This is a genomic window from Nostoc sp. 106C, from assembly GCF_002154725.1.
GTDB lineage: Bacteria > Cyanobacteriota > Cyanobacteriia > Cyanobacteriales > Nostocaceae > Aulosira.
In genome coordinates this window covers 19,354-36,228 of record NZ_MTAW01000061.1, presented here as the reverse complement: position 1 = coordinate 36,228, position 16,875 = coordinate 19,354, and the positions used below count along the sequence as shown (strand labels likewise).

The following is a 16,875-nucleotide window of genomic DNA, read 5'->3' as shown; positions in this document are numbered from 1 at the left end:
CTTCTTAGTCTTTCCCAACTTAGTTGGGGATACCGCGTTAACTGTCACGGCGCACACATTTAGCAATGTCTGCATCCAACACATATTTAGGTTTGTATCTAATTGTGTTGAATATTGCTTCAATCGCATCATGGGCGCTTCTTCCGGGTCGGAATCCAAAAGAATTTTCCTCAAACCTAGCTTCCCATTCTGGTTCTAACGCAAGTTTTACTAGAGCCTGGAGTGCGCGGTCTTCTATTGTGGGGATTCCGAGGGGTCTTTTTTCTTTTGGGTTAGATTTTGGTATCCAAACTCTTCTTGTAGGTTTGGATTTTGACCGCAGTCGGAGTTTATTTACAAGGGCTAGACGTGCTGCTGGGGATAGGGATTTGATTCCATCCACTCCTGCCGTCTTTTTACCTTGGTTGTCTTGTGTTACCCTTCTTACCGCTATGCACTTGGCTGACCAAGAGCGTAACAAGGTTTTTTGAAGTCTACGAACTACACTGATTTCACCACGTTGCGAGGCTCGATATATCCTGTGTTGCAGCTTGTACACACGACGTTCTAATCTCTTCCAAGGTATATCCCGCCATTTCATGTCAGGTTTTATGCCTTTCAAGATTAGTATGTCGTTTTCCCATTCCACCCTGAACTTTAGTTCGGTTTTAGACATATTGGCTGCTACTGGAAGCTATATCATCCAAGTTATTGTGTCTACGTCAGCGTATTCTTTAGCTTTCCTAAAGACGTTTGCTTCTTAGACAATCCTTCCATCTCAAAGCTTCTGACTGGCTATCTACTTAGGATATCGACCTATCCTAAGAGCGTATGAGATGGTTACTTCGTTCCCAATTTTCGTTATTGCGCTGATTTTAGGGTTCTCTCTGTCCACCGGGTTTATTGTGGGTGCTGCTGGGTCAGTGGGTTATCTGCCTAGCTTTTGATGGTCTATTTTAAAATTAGCCATCCAGTAATCCTTACCCTTTTGGGTCAAGCCTTTAGTTGGGATTAACTCAACTGAGCCTTTTGGCTTGTTAAATGTAACGATGGTTCACACGAGAGATTTGTATTACTACCCATGACCAGCTATGCTCGACGGAAACCACATTAGGCTAGCAGCTTTACCGCCATGATTCCCCGCTTTAACCTTTTAAGGAACCACCTTTAAATAGCTAGGGGACTTGCTGTCACTCTTGCACCTAGAGGGATGGGATTGACTTTGCGTCTCACCATCACGAAAATTGAGTTGTCAAGGTTCTGTAAGGGCTTTGCTCTTGTAATCCTTGCTGCTCATCCTTAAGTATTACTACTTATTTCGAGCAAACGAATCGCACGACCCAATCATTTACATAATCATCAACATGTCTTTGTCCTAAATCTACCAAATATGCTTCAACAGATGTGTTATCGCTACCTCTTTTTAATTCGATTTTTCGCTGCACCTAAAGCTCCTAATTTTCAACTGATTATTAAAGCTTGTGACTGCTATTTGACTGGTAGATAAAAGAGTAAATGTGAATGCGTATATCAATAGCTTTATGCCAACCAGCAAGCACAGCATCATCTGAAATGTCTCCAAGAACTACCAAACTATCTTCTTTATCCACATAGTAAGGTAAAGGTTCAGCCTCTAACCAACCATAAGCGATCGCTTGGGAGTTTTGCTCGTCAAAAACTGAAACTTTTAAGCACTGCTCGTACCTGAAGTAGTAGTAAGGTAAATAGCAAGCTGGATATTCTCTTAAAGATTCGCGATTAACTGTGTATGATTGCCAACGTAGTCGCTCACCCTTAATTTCTTTTGGATTAGCTTCTAGCCAATCATAAAGTTTTTTAGCTTGCCGCAATGCGTGGTCTTTGCCTTCAAAAACAACGCTGGGAAGAAAAATATCGCCGTCAAAATGCACCGCGACTTCAAATAAATCTTCATCCTCATCCTCATCTTCGGCTTCTGTTACCTCAATGATTCCAGCCTTATATAGTTCGGTCATTTCCCTGCATTGCTTCGTCAGATATACCCCTACATTATTAAAATTTTAGCTTTCAGTTACAAAATAATCAGAACGCTCTGTTGGTTCTAATCCCTTATCTGGAGGGAAGTTTTGTTTGTGTACACGAGCCAGTGCCGTGGTGTTAGCGCGGTTCGGCAGTCCGGTTTTGGAGGTTTTCTCCTGGAGGTACTGCCGTGCATGGTTTCCAACTCCAGTCCCCACAATGGAGCTTCCCCCGGCAAGCGGTTGTCTCGACTTGAGCCGACTGGCGTGCGGTTTATAACCACATTTTTAAGGTTAAGTTGGCACGAATAAGCTACCGTTGCATCCAAACAAGAACTGCTATAGTTTCTACTTTTTACAACGCCCTTAAAAATTTTGCGTCATTTTTTAATACTGCCCTGTTAAGCAAGTGAACACCTTCAAACCTTGAAACTCAGGCAGCTGAATTATGGCTAATATGTCTCCAGTCTCTAAGCGTCGCAAGAGACACCAACTACTACAAATGTATGGAAACCATTGTTGCTGGTGTGGTAAGCAAATGACCAAATCGGAAAGAACCATTGAACACTTGGTTCCCAAGAGCCTGGGTGGATCTAATAGTCTCTCGAATTTGCGTTTGGCTTGTTTCAGTTGCAATAATTCTCGTGGTAACAGTCTGTTACCTCCACGGTTAAGAAATGTTTTTGAGCTTGCAAATAAAACTTCCTAAGAACAAGCATCCAGTTGAATTTTGTGAAAAGATGCCCCCGAAAATTATTAGATATCGTTATAGGTGTAAGCATCTAGCCAAATGCCATAATAGCGATCGCAAAAACCGCCTGTTAAAAAAGTGGCATGGATGACCTAGAGCAACAGTTGATCGGTCTAATTACGCAGATACGTCAACACGTACCTAAGAGCCTACAATGGCGATTGGCCATGAATCGATTACTACGTGAAATTCAGCAATTTCCAAGATTACTCAAATCCCCTCATCCTGACTATCCAGCAGCCCTAAACCGTACATTCGAGTGGGTTAGCAATAATATTTCTGAATTTGAGCCTTATTCTGACTCGGTTGCAGAAAGTTTGGTGAGATGGGTTAACGGTTACCTTCGCTGGCGAATTCAAGATTTGTACTCTGCTGATAAAAATGCTCCACTCAGCTTAGATGCCACCATTGCCTCAGACTTTGGGGAAATAACTCTGTTGGATAAATTACCCAATTCTACTTTGAGTGGTTTGGATGGCTTAATTGAAAATTCTCAGAGAGAAAGTAAGCAACGAATTGGTCTAGAATTAAAGCTTTATATTGAGCGAGATCCCGAAGAAAAGCTCAAAAATAGTTATCCTCGTTCTTGTGCTAAGTGTAATTGCCAATTCCTTAGCCAACGATTAGTACTCAAAGAACCACCTGACAAAGTTACAGATATAGCGCGAGACTTGAGCATTCCTAGAACAACTGTCAATTCGCATTGGAACAGAAATTGCAAACCGATGTTGCAAAAAATTGCTGAAGATTTGGGATATAAACAGGAGCAATCGTTATGAGTAGCACAACTTCCCCTTTATTAATGGTTCCCCTAGATTTAGAAATTCATTCTAGAGCCAGACATTTAGCGACTCAACAAAACACAGTAGAAAAAGGTAAGCGAGTTTATTTGAATGCGTTAGCAGTTTACGCAGTTCATAGCTATTTAAAATGGTTGCAAATAACAACAAATTTTCAGGAATCAGATTGTTGGAATCCAGTAAAAGCAGCTTTATCGAATGCAGCCGATTTGGTAATTCCAAATGTGGGGATATTAGAATGCTGTCCAGTTTTACCCCAAGAAACTGTCATATTATTACCAGATAATGAAAATCGGATTGGCTATGTAGCTATACAGTTTCAGGAAAGCTTAGATTCAGTGGAGCTATTGGGATTTGCACCTGCCTTTGATGAAGTAAATCCGCCTGCACAGCTAGAAGTGTCCCAACTCCAACCTATTGACGCTCTCCTACAGCAAATCACCCGTCTTGAAGAAGCGATCGCTTTTTTACAAACTGATGACTCAGTGGCAGTACAAGTACGTTCTGTATTAAACAATAAACCTTTATCAGAGATTGTGGCACAATTTGAGCTTCTTTTCCGGACTGTCGATGAATTTGAGTGGCGGTACGCCGGAGGGGAAATATTAGCTGGAGATACTCTTGCTGTTGGTGCTACCCGTGAAACAATTCAGCAAGATGATAGCGAATTACAAGATTTAGCCGAAATGCTATTGGAGAAGTTAGCCCAAATTTGGGGAAATGTTGCGTAGTTTTTGGGGTTGGGAATGATGTATATAACTACCCAAAACATCCAATTGTCATGGCTAAAGGATTCGGCTATCAAAAATTACCAGATTTTACTCAACGCCAAAAAGCTTATTTCAGACTGATTAAACAGCTACTCAACTGTCCTCATGGCAGAGAAATGAAGATTCTCAGGAAACACGCACACTTGGTTGATGCTGGGTTCGTAGAAACTTTAGAAATGGTAGCTCAAATCCGGTTTAATCAAGGAGATATTCGTTCTGCTTACTTTTTGATAAATTTAGCCCATTGGCTAGTTGAAGAACTGGAATTATATAGAGATGAGCCTTCAGCAACAGCCAATTTTATTAAACCTCCAGCTTTCTTGGGTGAAATCTTGTGTGCGATCTCACAAAATAAAAGCAATCCACAAGCTCTTGATCGTCTACTTAAAGCTAACTTAGATCAACTCAATGATGATTTTTATGAACAGTTTAATTACTGGATAAACTTTAGCCTACTCAACAACGACTCAATAACAGAACAAGTAATATTAGTAGGATTGGGTATTGTTGATTTCTGCACCTCGCTTGGGCAGTTTCGTAAAGGAAACAGGGCAATTAACTTAGAAATTAGCATTACAGGTTTAGAAGCAGTTGCCAAAATTTTTAACCGTCAAATTGTCCCAGAAACTTGGGCGCATATTCAAACTAATTTAGCACCAGCCTACCGTAATCGAATACGAGGAAATCACGCCGATAATCAAGAAAAGGCAATTGCTGCTTGTAATAATGCCCTACTCATCTATACCCGTGACGGTTTTACAGAAGAGTGGGCAAGAGTGCAAAATAATCTCGGTCTTGTCTATACAGATAGGATTACAGGAGACAAAGCTGAAAATATCGAAAAGTCAATTTCTTGCTATGAAACTGCTTTAAAAGTTGTTAACCGCGCTCAACTTCCTGAACTTTGGGGTACTCTTCAAAATAATTTGGGCAATGCGTACCTTTTTAGAATTCAAGGTGATAAGGCACAGAATTTAGAAAAGGCGATCGCTTGTTATCAAGTCGCGCTACAAGTACGTACACGTTCGGCATCGCCCTATTACTGGGCTAGCAGTCAAAATAACCTCGGTTCTGCCTACGCTCAAAGAATTTTAGGCAATAAACAAAAGAATCTAGAAAAGGCGATTTTGGCATATATTAACGCCTTAGAAGTCTACACTATTTCTGATTATCCTCAGCGATGGGCGGAAACAAAAACCAGCCTGGGAAATACCTATTATAAAACAGGTCAAATTACTGAAGCGCTTGACTGTCTCCGCGCTGCGTTGCAAGTCTTCACTCCCACCAATTTCCCTAGATATTGCATCACAACTGGATTGAGTTTAGGTAAAACAGCTTTGGCTGCTGGTATGAAAGCGGAAGCTTTTGAAGGTTATGCGATCGCCATTGAAGCTGTTGAACAAAGCCGTCACTGGGCTGGAATTTCTCAGGAACAAGAAATTCTTGCATACACAGAGATGGTGGTTTTTTGTATCACCAATGGGGAACGAGATAAAGCTAGAGAATATGCAGAATGTTCTGGTTATCAACAGGTTTTAAATCTTTTAGATAGTGATGAATTTCAACAAATTTACTCAAATTTACAATTCCTCGGACAGGTATTACAAGCAACTGCTGAAAACAATGGAGAATCACAGGCTGTATATCAAATACTAGAAAACAACCTGAATAAATTAGATGAGCAATTTGTTCAACACTTACAAAAGCTTGAGGATGTTTTCGGACACATACCATCAGGGCAATCTCTTCAAATTGCTACAACTATTTTAAGTTTTAGTAATCTGATTCGGGAGTTTCCACAAGGCGATAAAGCAATTAACTTAAGAATTGCTACCACAGGTTATGAGGTAGCCGCTACTATTTATACCAAAAAAGATTTCCCTGAACAATGGGGAAACATTCAAGATGCGATCCGCGAACTATTTCAGATTCAGCTATTTGAAGCAGTATTCAAGAACCTAGAAAATCCTAAAGCTGTTGTATACCCATTACTGGAAGCAAATAAATATAAACTCGATGAACGTTTTGCAACTGTATTGCGATTAAAGACAGAAGCTATGTTGTCTGAAATTTCGCCAAAGTATGCAAAAGATATTGCCGCCAGCCTCTTAGGTTTAAGTCTTCTGATTAAAGAATTTCGACACGGTAATGAGGCGAATAATTTAGAGATTGCCATTACAGGGTATGAAATTGCTTCTAAAATTTTGACTTGCGAAGCTTTACCAGAAGCATGGGGTATGTGTCAATTCATGCTGGGCAATGCTTACCACCGTCGAATAAAAGGTGAGCAAGCAGAAAACCTGGAACAATCCGTTTCTTACTTGCACAATGCTTTGAAAGTCTGTAACCGTGAGCAGTTTCCCGAACTTTGGGCAGAAATTTACAGCAATTTGGCCATTGTTTATGGCTATCGGATTCGTGGCGATCAAGTAGAGAATGCAGAACTAGCGATTAAGGCTGGTGAAGCTGCGATGCAGGTTTTCACTCGCGATCAATCTCCTGAAGGATGGGGAAAAATCCAAAACAATTTAGGTATTGTTTACCGCGATCGCCTTGCAGGTGACAAAGCTGAGAATTTAGAAAAAGCGATCGCTTGTTATCAAAATGCTCTTTCCATTCGTACTCGTGAAGACTTCCCAGAACTTTGGGCGCAAACTCAAATGAATTTAGCATCTGCCTATCGTCACAGACTCAAAGGTGATGCAGCAGAAAATGTGGAAAAGGCGATCGCTGCTAATCAATCTGCTTTACAAGTCTACACAAAAGCAGCCTTCCCTCAAGGTTGGGCAGAAGTACACATGAATTTGGCTAATGCCTATCTTCACCGAATTCATGGGGATAGGAGCGAAAATTTAGAAAAGGCGATCGCTGCTCATCAATCTGCTTTACAAGTTTTAACGAAAGAAGAATATCCGCGACAGTGGGCTATGACTCATCTGAATCTAGGAAATGTCTTCTTACAACAACAGCAAATAGAAGCAGCAATTACCTCTTATCGTTCAGGTTTAAAGATATTCACTCCCACGGCTTTTCCCGCAGATTGCCTAAAAGCAGGACAAATGCTGGGAAACACTGCTTTTTACATTGGTGATTGGGCTGAAGCGATTAGGGGCTATAGTGTGGCAATTGAAGCTGTAGAAACCAGTCGCACTTGGGCAAGTTCAGAATCACGCCGTCAAGAAATCTTAGCTGATTCTCTCCATGTTTATGAAAATATGGTGCAAGCTTGTATTAATAATAAACAACTGAATAAAGCTATTGAATATGTCGAACGTTCTCGCTCAAAACGACTCGTAGATTTAATAGTCAGTAATGACCTTTATTCAGATGGTGAAATTCCTGATGAAATTCAACAGTATTTACAAGATTTTGAAGCTATACAGCGGCAAATTGATAATGAATTAAGACACTATAATAATACCAGTAACTTTGATGGTAGTAAACTCGGAAAAAGCCCACAGAACCGTGCTGCTATTGAAGCTCATAACAAAATAATTGCAGATTTGGAAGCTGACAAACAGCAAATTTGGGAACAAATGCGCCGTCTAGATCCTGTCCTGGCTGGTCAAATTCAAGTAAGCCCTATGAATTTATCATCTATACAGCAGTTAATTGACCTACCCACCACAGCTATTCTGAGCTTTTATACCACCTCGAATGACACTCATATCTTTATCATCCGGCAGAGTCAAATTACTTTGCACACTTGCACTAACTTGGGATTTGAGACTTTACAATCATCGATTTTAACTCACTGGTTAGGGCAATATCTTAATAATCAAGATACTTGGAAAGAGCAATTTAGTTTTTTAATAGCAGAACTAGCTGAAGTCTTAAAGTTAAATGATTTAATTGCACAACATCTGAAAAATATTGATGAATTGATTCTTATTCCTCATCTGGCATTACATCAAATTCCTTTTGCTGCTTTACCAATTGGAGAAAATCAATATTTGGGGGATAAATTTCTCATTCGTTATGTTCCTAGCTGCCAAATTTTAGAATTTTGTCACAACCGCCCCACAGTAAGTAGTCTTATGAATTACGGTATTGTTGAAGATGCTACTGAAGATTTACCCTACGCTAGTTGGGAAGGAGAACAACTAGCAAATTTATATAATATTCCCAATCATCAACGTTTAAAAGGTAGTCAAGAAGCTAGTGTCAGCAACTATCGTCAACTGATACAAAAAGTCCAAGTAATTCATTCTAGTCATCACGCGCGCTCGCGGCTCGATAATCCTCTAGAATCCGCATTATTTTTAGGAGATGGCTGTATTACATTAAGTCAGTTATTAACTCCCAGTTGGCGCAATCCTCAGTTAGAAGATGTATTTCTATCTTGCTGTGAAACTGGTTTAAGTGTGACTGAAATAACTGACGATATTCTCACTTTTTCAACAGCTTTCCTTTGTGCTGGTGCTAAAAGTGTTATCAGTACACTCTGGGCAGTAAATGACTTGGCAACAGCACTCTTTTCAGTATTTTACTATCAATCCCGACATCAGGGAAACAAGCGACTGCAATCAATCAGACAAGCTCAATTTGAACTGCGTACCCTTACAGGTGAAACTCTTACCACAATTTACAAACCTAAGTTAAGTTCTTTTTTGACACAGAAACTCAAGGAAACTGACACGCTGCGTAAAAAAATTCAAAAAAAACGGGATAGCCATCCGCATAGTTCTTTACTATATGAACAATGCGATCAACAATACAAAAAATATGACAAAATCGGAAAATTGATTTATCAAGCAAAAAAAGATTTAGAATTTTTTTGTCGAGAGTCTAAACCTTTCTCTCACCCATATTATTGGGCAGCTTTCACCTGTGCTGGGTTAAATTGATAACTGCAATCTCTGAAGTTTATTGCAGCATTTGATACCATTAGTAGAAATTGCGATTTTACATCGTTATGATTGCGGATTTCAATTGAATCTGAAGTGTTAACACCACAGTATTGCTGAGGGTCTGTTAGGTTAGCCACGCTAAAAGCGATCGCAGATAAGAAAAATGCTTGGAAATTAATAAAATACTAACTGTTGTGACTTGGCGAGCGTGCCGTTCGGTTTAGTCTGCCATCACCCAAATATCCGATTTATTATAAAAATCTCCACGCTGTTCCAAAGTAAATCCACCCAACAGCAATCCCAGCCACACCTCTACCATTGGCATTTTCAAAGCGTGTTGCAGTTGAGGGAGCGAAATTTCATCTTGAATATTTGCAAGGTAGTGAGCGATCGCTGTTTGCCACTTGTGTACATCTTCATCCCCCGCAAGCTTGTGAACATCTTCTATACTCCTCACTTCCTCTAACATTTCTAAGACTTTCTCTTTCTCCACAGGTGCTACCACCGAATAACCCTTTTCACTAGTATTTGAAAACTGATGCGGGCCATGTGGTTTGAAAGTCTGCGGTATGGGAGGTTCAATCAAATCATCCAAATCAAGGTGCATTGTCGTTCGCACCAACCCTCCAAAGATATCGGTGCTGACAATTGGCCCCTCAGGACTATTGATCTCGCGCAGATCTTGCAATAAAATCAGCGCCCGAGATTTGAGGATATCTGCAATTTGATTGAACGCAACAGCAGCAGTTTCTAACTGTGCTTCCACAGATAAATCTTGGAGTTCTGTATCCAAACAATCCCATACCGCAGCAAGTGAAGAAGTTGGTGGTGCAACTGAAATTTCATCAAGCACATCCCAAATCGTTAATTCGCCTTTGTATAGTAATGGAGAAATTTTGGTCTTTAAGGAAACTGATAGCGCTGAAAGCCAGACATAACAAGCACTTCAAGAATCAGCATCAATTCAGCCTACTCTGATATTTTAAGGGGTTAACTGTCCCACTTTTAGTCAAAAGGGGGACAGTGGATGCAAGAAAAGCTTGATTTTGCGTTAATGCAGTTTGCTCACTTTAGTTGCCCCAATCACTGAAAATGGGACAGTTGTTCTTAGCGACCATTTTCTCTCTGCTGCAGTGGTGTGACGTTCTCGTGCGGCAGTGCGGAGTGCTTTGGTCAGGGTTTTGGGAAGTTTGAAATTAATTGATTCGCGTTCTATAGAAGCCATGTCTACACCACTTATATACCCTAGTACATACAGTTTACCGTCTAGCGTGACACAGTGTGTGGGTTCATGCGCGTTGTCAGCGTGGTTGACACATAACTCACAAATTTTTCAATTAGCGAACAAATTTGAGACTTTCGACACTAGAGCCAAACATATCAGTGAAAATGCTCATCACTGTCCGCTCACGCAACTTGATATTACCAGTAACCGACATCCCTGATTGCAAAGTCACATTGCGCCCATTAATCAAAATTGACTGTCGCTCAAGTCGCACCTTAGCAGGAAAACGGTAGAAGGGATAAATCTGATCTGGTGGGAGAGCATCTGAACCAATCCAAATTAACGTACCTTTGACATCACCAAATTCGCTAAAAGGAAACGAGTCAATTCGCACATCTACCGTCATGTTCTCTTTGACAAAACCAATATCTTTATTGGTGATGTATACCTTAGCAATCAACGCATCATCAGGAACAACTTTGAGAATTGGTTCGCTCGATGTCACCACAAACCCTGGAGTATGAGCTTTGAGTTCAAAGACTGTACCATCAACAGGAGCAATGATTTCCTGATATTTCAGGTTCATTTGTGTTTGACTCAACTGAGAATCAATTTCTGCAATATGCTTATTATTTTCTACGATAGCTTTAGTAAGTTGAGAGTCAATCTCTGCAATCTTTTTGTTATTATCTGCAATTTGAGTGAGCCAATCCTTACGTGAAACAGCTACAGTTGAATGCAACTTAGCTTGGGCTTGTCCAATAGCAGATTGCAGACGTAAACGCTCCTGCTGTAATTGCTCAATTTCTGACTGAGCATTACTTACTTCCTGTTGCTGTTTCAGGTATTGAATCTTGGAAATTGCTCCATCTTTCATTAATGGAGTAACATTGTCCAAAATCCCTGTATTCATAGCTAAAGTATCTTTAGTTGAAATTAGTTTAATTTCGGTTTGCTTAAGTTGGCGGCTTAATTGGTCAACTTCTAAACTCGCAGCAGCAACCCGTGCATCTAATTCTACTTGATTTGATTGTAGACGTTCTCTTTGTTCTATCGTTAAAGAAGTCCTGGATAAATTACCATCTAATTGAGCGCGGTATAGTTGATTTTCAGCAACTAAAGTAGCTCGACTTTTTGTCAAATCAAGCATTTGATGAGAAATTTGCAAATTAGTAACGCCAACAGCAGCCCCACCCTTCATTTGAGATTGGTAGAATTGATTTTCAATGACTAGAGATGAGCGAATTTTATTGAAAGAATCAAGTTGAGCATTAGCAGTTGTGGGGTCAAGACTTAATAGCTTTTCTCCTGCTTTCACTTGCTTGCCATCTTCAACATATATATCTTTGACTACCCCACCTACAGGAGCCTGTATTTCTTTAACAGTCCCAGATGGTTCTAGTTTACCAGTAGCTGAAACTGCTTCTTCAATTTTGGCAACATTTGCCCAAATAATCGCACCAGTTGTAGCACTAATTAAACCCCAAAGGATAGCTCGCGACCATTTCCGGGATTGTTGCAAGATTACTGGTTGGTCGAATTTAGGAACGTAGCGAGGTGCAGTAGAGGGCGGTTTGGGTTGTATTTCTTGGGGAGTTGGCGATGTTTTACTTGCTAGTTCTTCTAATTGTTGGATGGAAACTATTGAGGGTATCGATGAATTGCTGTTTCCATTATTACCAGTTCCATTAGCCCCGTTACCGTTATGATTCCCATTGCCGTTATTGCCATTACTATTATTAGTATTCATAAGTAGTTAAGAATTAAATTTAAATTTTTTTTGCTGAAAAGCAAGCTTTTATAATTTACAATTCGTTTTGATAGGGAATGAGAATATTAATTGTTACTAGCTGATGATTTAAGTTGGATAGACAAATTACAATCCAAAAATTTGAGTTGTAAACCAGTAGAGAATAAATTAATGCTTAATTACTGAGGCTAAAAATTAACAGCTAACCGCTAGAAGCTTCTTGCTGCTGATATAAACAGTAATAAAGCCCTTTCATAGCCATAAGTTCTGCATGAGTTCCTTGTTCAGCAATCCTTCCGGTACTCATCATCAAAATCACATCTGCATTCTGGATTGTTGCTAACCTGTGAGTAATAAAAAATACTGTTCTACCCTTAAATGCTTGTGCCAGGTTCAAGCACACCTGACGTTCGGTAGCATAATCTAAAGCACTGGTCGCTTCATCCAGAATCAACAGCGGTGGGTTTTGTAATACGGTGCGGGCGATCGCAATTCTTTGTCTTTGTCCTCCAGATAAAGCCGAACCTCTCTCCCCCACACGGGTTTCGTAACCCGAAGGCAAATTCATGATAAAATCATGGGCACAGGCAATTTTGGCAGCTTCTACTATCTCTTCTGGTGTAGCATCAGGCATAGTCAAGGCAATGTTTTCCTGTACTGTAGTGTCAAACAGCAAAGTATCTTGCAGCACCATGCCAATTTGACAGCGTAGGGAGTAGAGTTCTACCTTGTTAATGTCATAGCCATCGATTTTGATGCGACCAGAGTCTAGTTCGTAGAGGCGGGGTAGAAGTTTGGTTAATGTACTTTTACCTGCACCACTTTGACCGACAACTCCGACAAACATTCCCGGAAGGATATCAAGATGAACGTTATTGAGTTGGGGGTTCGGACTTTTACCAAAACTAAAAGTAACGTTCTCATACTGAACTGTACCAATAATTGCTGGCATGGGAATGTTATTGCGCCCAGCAATTTCTGTTTCTTGGGGAGTATCAAGAATATCTGCCAAGCGTTCCAGGGATAAAGCAGTTTCTTGGAAATTCTGCCACAGTTGAATTAGCCGCAGTAAGGGACTTGTAACATAACCTGCGATAATGCGGAAAGCGATTAATTGTCCCAAAGTTAATTTTTGCTGCAATACTAAATATGCTCCTACCCAAAGCAGCAGTAAACTGGAGAGTTTGTTGAGGAAGTTAGAGAGAGAACTAGCAGTATTAGAAGTCAGAACATTTTCAAAGCTAGCGCTAATATATTTAGCATAGCGAGATTGCCATTGCCAGCGGGAATTAAGTTCAATATTTTGTGCTTTAACTGTTTGAATCCCAGATACCACCTCAACTAAATACGATTGAGTTTCGGCATTGCGTTCGGCTTTAGTTCGAGTTTGACTGCGAATAATTGGTGCAAATATAAAAGTAAGAAGTGCAAATAGTGGTACTGTTGCTAGTGCGACGATAGTCAGCAACCAGCTATAAAAAATCATCACCGCAATATAGATAACAGAAAAAATAGCATCTAAAACAACTGTCAGGGCAGTACCTGTAAGAAAAGAACGAATGTTTTCTAATTCGTTGATGCGGCTAGAGATTTCGCCAACGGGACGCTTCTCGAAATAACGCAGGGGTAAGCGCAGCAAGTGGTCGATAACATCTTTACCTAAAGATAAATCGATGCGGTTGGTGGTATCGACAAAAAGATTGGTACGCAGCCAAGTAATTACACCTTCTACTATAGCCATTGCGATGAGCAGAAAGCCTAAAACGTTGAGAGTATTAATACCGTTTTGAATAATAACTTTATCAATAATGACTTGAGTAATTAGGGGATTGGCTAATCCCAATAGTTGCACAAATAAAGAGGCGATAAATACTTCTATGAGTACAGTGCGGTGCTTTTTAATCGCTGGGAGAAACCAAGATAAACCAAATCGCTTTTTTGGAGTTTCTTTAGTAGGTTGTAGCAGTAGTACTTGTCCTTCTTCACCCCAAGTTTCAGCAAAATCTGCTGGCTTTTTGCGGGTAATTCCTTGTTCTGGGATGGCGAGAATTAGTTCTTTTTCAGATGCTTTGTAGAGAATAGCAAAACTATCTTGCCAAGGAATAAGGACAGGGGTTGGTAGTTTAGAAATAGCGACGGCGGGAACGTTGACGAGTTGGGAGGTGAGTCCCATGAGTTCTGCCAAAGCACCGCATAATTGAATGGAAATGCTGCCAGTGCGTTCTTTATTGTTGATTAAAGCACGGCGCAGGACATCGCGGCGGAATGGCATCCCCAGATGTTGCGCTAGCATTTGAAAGCAGGCGAGAGTGCCATCCACAGGCCCGCGACCGGATATGTGAGGATATTTGACTAGTGAGGTTGGTTCTAATTCTTCTGGTTGTTCTGGGTTGAGGGGGGCGTAGGGGGCTTTTTCCCAGATATCAGAGTAGAGAGATGAGGATGTGAGGAGATGGGAGGATGCAGCGATGGGGAGTGTGGGGTCGATAAAACCGATTAGGCGAACTTCTCCAGTGATTTCGGCTTGCGTTTCGCCGGGATTGAGGCGATCGCCTACTATATAGTTTGAACCTTTACTGCTAACTAGCCACAGCAAGTTGGGGTCTAATTGCTGGAGTGGTGTTTTACCAGGGGGTAGGTTAAGGATAGTAGCTTGTTCTGTAGCAACTATGGCTAGTTCTTTGAGATTGTCTGGACTTTTGCCCCGGCGTTCTAGTTCTGTACCTAATAAATCAAAGACTTCTATCAGGCTGGGATGGTTGCGGAAGTAGGTAGCAAATGAGGAGGTGGGGTGATGGGGTGGTGGGGTGATGGGGTGATGAGGGGATGAGGTGAAATTATTCTCCCCATCGTCATGAAGCGATTCTTTCTCCCTATCTCCCAACCTCCTTATCTCCCCATCTTCTTCTAGTAGAGTTAGAAAATCTGCTGCTTTCAACGTCAGGCAAAGGGTTTCAATTGAGGCGATCGCTGTTTCGCAAGGAACGCCACGCAGCAAGCTTGTCCAACCTAAGATTGACCCTGGTTGAAGTAGTTGTAGGGTATCTGGAGCAGCAGCACCAGGGGCATATCCTAGTAAACGAGCTTGACCTTGGTAGAGAATGGCTACTCTAGCTGGTAGGGTTTCGCGCACGAGAATTGCTTGTCCCATGCGGTAGCGTAAAGGTTCAAGTTTTGTGGAAATGCGCTCAATAGTGGCGATATCCAGTTGATCAAAGGGGTGGATGCTGGCTAGAAACTCTTTGATTGTGGCAGTGCTTTCTGTCATCTTGTTACCAGGGGAGTGGGAGATGGGGTGATGGGGTGATGAGGGGATGGGGTGAAATTATTCTCTCCATCGTCGCCAAGCGATTCTTTCTCCCTATCTCCCAACCTCCCCACCTCCCCACCTCCTCATCTCCCGACCTCCCTATCTCCCCATCTCCCAACCTCCCCACCTGCTCATCGTCGCAAAGCGACAACGGTGCAGTGCCCATCTCTTCTGCTAGCCAAGTCTCAAATAGATGATTGAGGAGGGTGGAGCGCATGGCATCATCTAGTTGGGCAGGAATTAGCTTTTCGAGTTTGACGATTACTACCCAGTTATCCAATCGCATTGGGGGCCACAACTGTCCTGGTTGAGAGATGGCGAGTTTTTGGGCAATCTCTGGGTGGGGTTGGCTAATGGGAACGGGGCCTAGCATTCCTCCTGTTTGGGCTTCTTGTCCTTGCGAGTATTCCTTGGCACATTCGGCAAATGTCTGTTCTCCTGCTTTGATGCGAAAGTAGAGTTCTTGAGCAACTTCTGCATCTGGTGTGCGAATTAGGGAATAAATTACTTTGTCTAGCTGGGATTTATATTGCAGAAAGTATTGTTCTAGCTTGCTTCCCCAAGTGGCGATTTTAAATTTTTCAATTCTTAATTCTCTGGTAGCGAGGGCTTCTAGTTGTGCCTCGCTCATACAGTAATGTTTTAGGGTTTTTGTGCGTGCTTCTGGGGTGGCTAGCTGATTTTTTTGGTAGAACTGCTCTATGGCGCTGGTTTTTTCTTCTGTGGTGAGGGAGATGGGGGCGATCGCCTGATCGATGATTAAGAAGCGGCACAATTGCGGTAGCATTTGGTAACCAGCAAGCATGGGAAAAACTTCTGCATTGCTGATGCGGTGGTTGCCAAATTGGAGAATTTGAGCCATAGGGTAAGATGCAGCAAGGTGAGGGGAATTTTAGAAGTCGGAGGTCGGAAGTCGGAGGTCGGAAGTCGGAGGTCGGAGGTCGGAAGTCGGAGGTAATTTATTTATCACTTCCGAATTCCCACCTAATACTTCCGACTTAATTTAGTGATATTAGTGTTTCCCTTTAGCATCATGGCTTGATGGCTTTAAATATGACAATGATGGGTATACGTAAGTTGGTAAGAGGAATAGCTGCTGAGTACCTAGAAATACTGAGAATGGCTTTTAAGGGGATACAAGTTACGTGCGTCCGTCCCCAAGGAAAGAAAATTGGTCGAGTGAAGCGATCACTCTATTGTAAAAGGCGCGACTAGGGCGATGGAGAAACTTACTTAAGAAGGTGGGAATATCGAAGGAGAATCCTAGCGTTGAGTTTTTGCTGGAGTGTTGGGCGGATGATCCAGCCTTGCGGATTGTAATCAAGAAACTGGTGATCAAGTTTCCGCAGTGGGGGTTGGTAGCGGCAGATGGGGTACTGGTCAAGTGGGATGAGTAGCGTCTGCTATCGATTAGTGGCATATTTCAGCAATCGTTCCCAATCC

General features: G+C 41.5%; 12 protein-coding genes and 1 pseudogene. 4 read left to right on the top strand and 9 right to left on the bottom strand.

The window, feature by feature from the left end:
* Positions 1-37: 37 nt before the first annotated feature.
* From BV375_RS05540 to BV375_RS36580, 4 genes and pseudogenes are all read right to left on the bottom strand, one after another.
* Complete coding sequence (locus BV375_RS05540; RefSeq protein ID WP_086758133.1) at positions 38-655, bottom strand: reverse transcriptase N-terminal domain-containing protein; 618 nt, start codon at positions 653-655, stop codon at positions 38-40.
* A gap of 655 nt (positions 656-1,310) precedes the next feature.
* Positions 1,311-1,424 (bottom strand): annotated as a pseudogene (locus BV375_RS39000) (GNAT family N-acetyltransferase); the annotation flags it as partial.
* 27 nt (positions 1,425-1,451) lie between these two features.
* Positions 1,452-1,973 carry a hypothetical protein gene (locus BV375_RS05530; protein ID WP_086758131.1) on the bottom strand — a complete coding sequence of 174 codons (522 nt, stop codon included), beginning with the start codon at positions 1,971-1,973 and terminating at the stop codon, positions 1,452-1,454.
* Between the two features lie 45 nt (positions 1,974-2,018).
* Complete coding sequence (locus tag BV375_RS36580; protein WP_166507381.1) at positions 2,019-2,195, bottom strand: hypothetical protein; 177 nt, start codon at positions 2,193-2,195, stop codon at positions 2,019-2,021.
* 699 nt (positions 2,196-2,894) lie between these two features.
* Between BV375_RS36580 and BV375_RS05520 the strand changes: the two genes are divergently transcribed.
* Genes BV375_RS05520 through BV375_RS05510 form a run of 3 tightly spaced genes read left to right on the top strand, consistent with a single transcriptional unit; the run spans position 2,895 to position 9,144 of the window.
* Entirely contained in the window at positions 2,895-3,506 is a 612-nt protein-coding gene (locus tag BV375_RS05520) for a hypothetical protein (RefSeq protein WP_243713853.1), read from the top strand.
* Entirely contained in the window at positions 3,503-4,258 is a 756-nt protein-coding gene (locus BV375_RS05515; protein ID WP_086758128.1) for a DUF1822 family protein, read from the top strand. Before BV375_RS05520 ends, BV375_RS05515 begins: the two co-directional genes overlap by 4 nt.
* A 50-nt stretch (positions 4,259-4,308) precedes the next feature.
* Positions 4,309-9,144: a CHAT domain-containing tetratricopeptide repeat protein gene (locus BV375_RS05510; protein WP_086758125.1), complete on the top strand. Its 4,836-nt coding sequence runs from the start codon at positions 4,309-4,311 to the stop codon at positions 9,142-9,144.
* Between the two features lie 223 nt (positions 9,145-9,367).
* Here the strand turns inward: BV375_RS05510 and BV375_RS05505 are convergent, their stop codons facing one another.
* The 5 genes from BV375_RS05505 to BV375_RS05490 form a co-directional block, all read right to left on the bottom strand.
* Positions 9,368-10,000: a hypothetical protein gene (locus tag BV375_RS05505; protein WP_243713852.1), complete on the bottom strand. Its 633-nt coding sequence runs from the start codon at positions 9,998-10,000 to the stop codon at positions 9,368-9,370.
* 198 nt (positions 10,001-10,198) lie between these two features.
* Positions 10,199-10,372 (bottom strand): hypothetical protein, encoded by a 174-nt coding sequence (locus BV375_RS36575; protein WP_166507379.1) that lies wholly within the window; start codon positions 10,370-10,372, stop codon positions 10,199-10,201.
* 112 nt (positions 10,373-10,484) lie between these two features.
* Positions 10,485-12,122 (bottom strand): HlyD family efflux transporter periplasmic adaptor subunit, encoded by a 1,638-nt coding sequence (locus BV375_RS05500; protein WP_086758121.1) that lies wholly within the window; start codon positions 12,120-12,122, stop codon positions 10,485-10,487.
* A gap of 202 nt (positions 12,123-12,324) precedes the next feature.
* On the bottom strand, positions 12,325-15,390 hold the full coding sequence (locus tag BV375_RS05495; protein WP_086758119.1) for a peptidase domain-containing ABC transporter: 3,066 nt from the start codon (positions 15,388-15,390) through the stop codon (positions 12,325-12,327).
* A gap of 4 nt (positions 15,391-15,394) precedes the next feature.
* On the bottom strand, positions 15,395-16,294 hold the full coding sequence (locus tag BV375_RS05490; protein ID WP_086758118.1) for a peptidylprolyl isomerase: 900 nt from the start codon (positions 16,292-16,294) through the stop codon (positions 15,395-15,397).
* A gap of 379 nt (positions 16,295-16,673) precedes the next feature.
* Between BV375_RS05490 and BV375_RS36570 the strand changes: the two genes are divergently transcribed.
* Positions 16,674-16,829 (top strand): hypothetical protein, encoded by a 156-nt coding sequence (locus BV375_RS36570; protein WP_166507380.1) that lies wholly within the window; start codon positions 16,674-16,676, stop codon positions 16,827-16,829.
* Positions 16,830-16,875: the final 46 nt, after the last annotated feature.

Excerpts from the sequence above, each read along its gene's own strand:
- BV375_RS05540 (WP_086758133.1), bottom strand. The coding sequence starts at position 655 with ATGTCTAAAACCGAACTAAAGTTCAGGGTGGAATGGGAAAACGACATA.
- BV375_RS05500 (WP_086758121.1), bottom strand. The coding sequence starts at position 12,122 with ATGAATACTAATAATAGTAATGGCAATAACGGCAATGGGAATCATAAC.
- BV375_RS05530 (WP_086758131.1), bottom strand. The coding sequence starts at position 1,973 with ATGACCGAACTATATAAGGCTGGAATCATTGAGGTAACAGAAGCCGAA.
- BV375_RS05520 (WP_243713853.1), top strand. The coding sequence starts at position 2,895 with ATGAATCGATTACTACGTGAAATTCAGCAATTTCCAAGATTACTCAAA.
- BV375_RS36575 (WP_166507379.1), bottom strand. The coding sequence starts at position 10,372 with ATGGCTTCTATAGAACGCGAATCAATTAATTTCAAACTTCCCAAAACC.
- BV375_RS05490 (WP_086758118.1), bottom strand. The coding sequence starts at position 16,294 with ATGGCTCAAATTCTCCAATTTGGCAACCACCGCATCAGCAATGCAGAA.
- BV375_RS05510 (WP_086758125.1), top strand. The coding sequence starts at position 4,309 with ATGGCTAAAGGATTCGGCTATCAAAAATTACCAGATTTTACTCAACGC.
- BV375_RS05495 (WP_086758119.1), bottom strand. The coding sequence starts at position 15,390 with ATGACAGAAAGCACTGCCACAATCAAAGAGTTTCTAGCCAGCATCCAC.
- BV375_RS05515 (WP_086758128.1), top strand. The coding sequence starts at position 3,503 with ATGAGTAGCACAACTTCCCCTTTATTAATGGTTCCCCTAGATTTAGAA.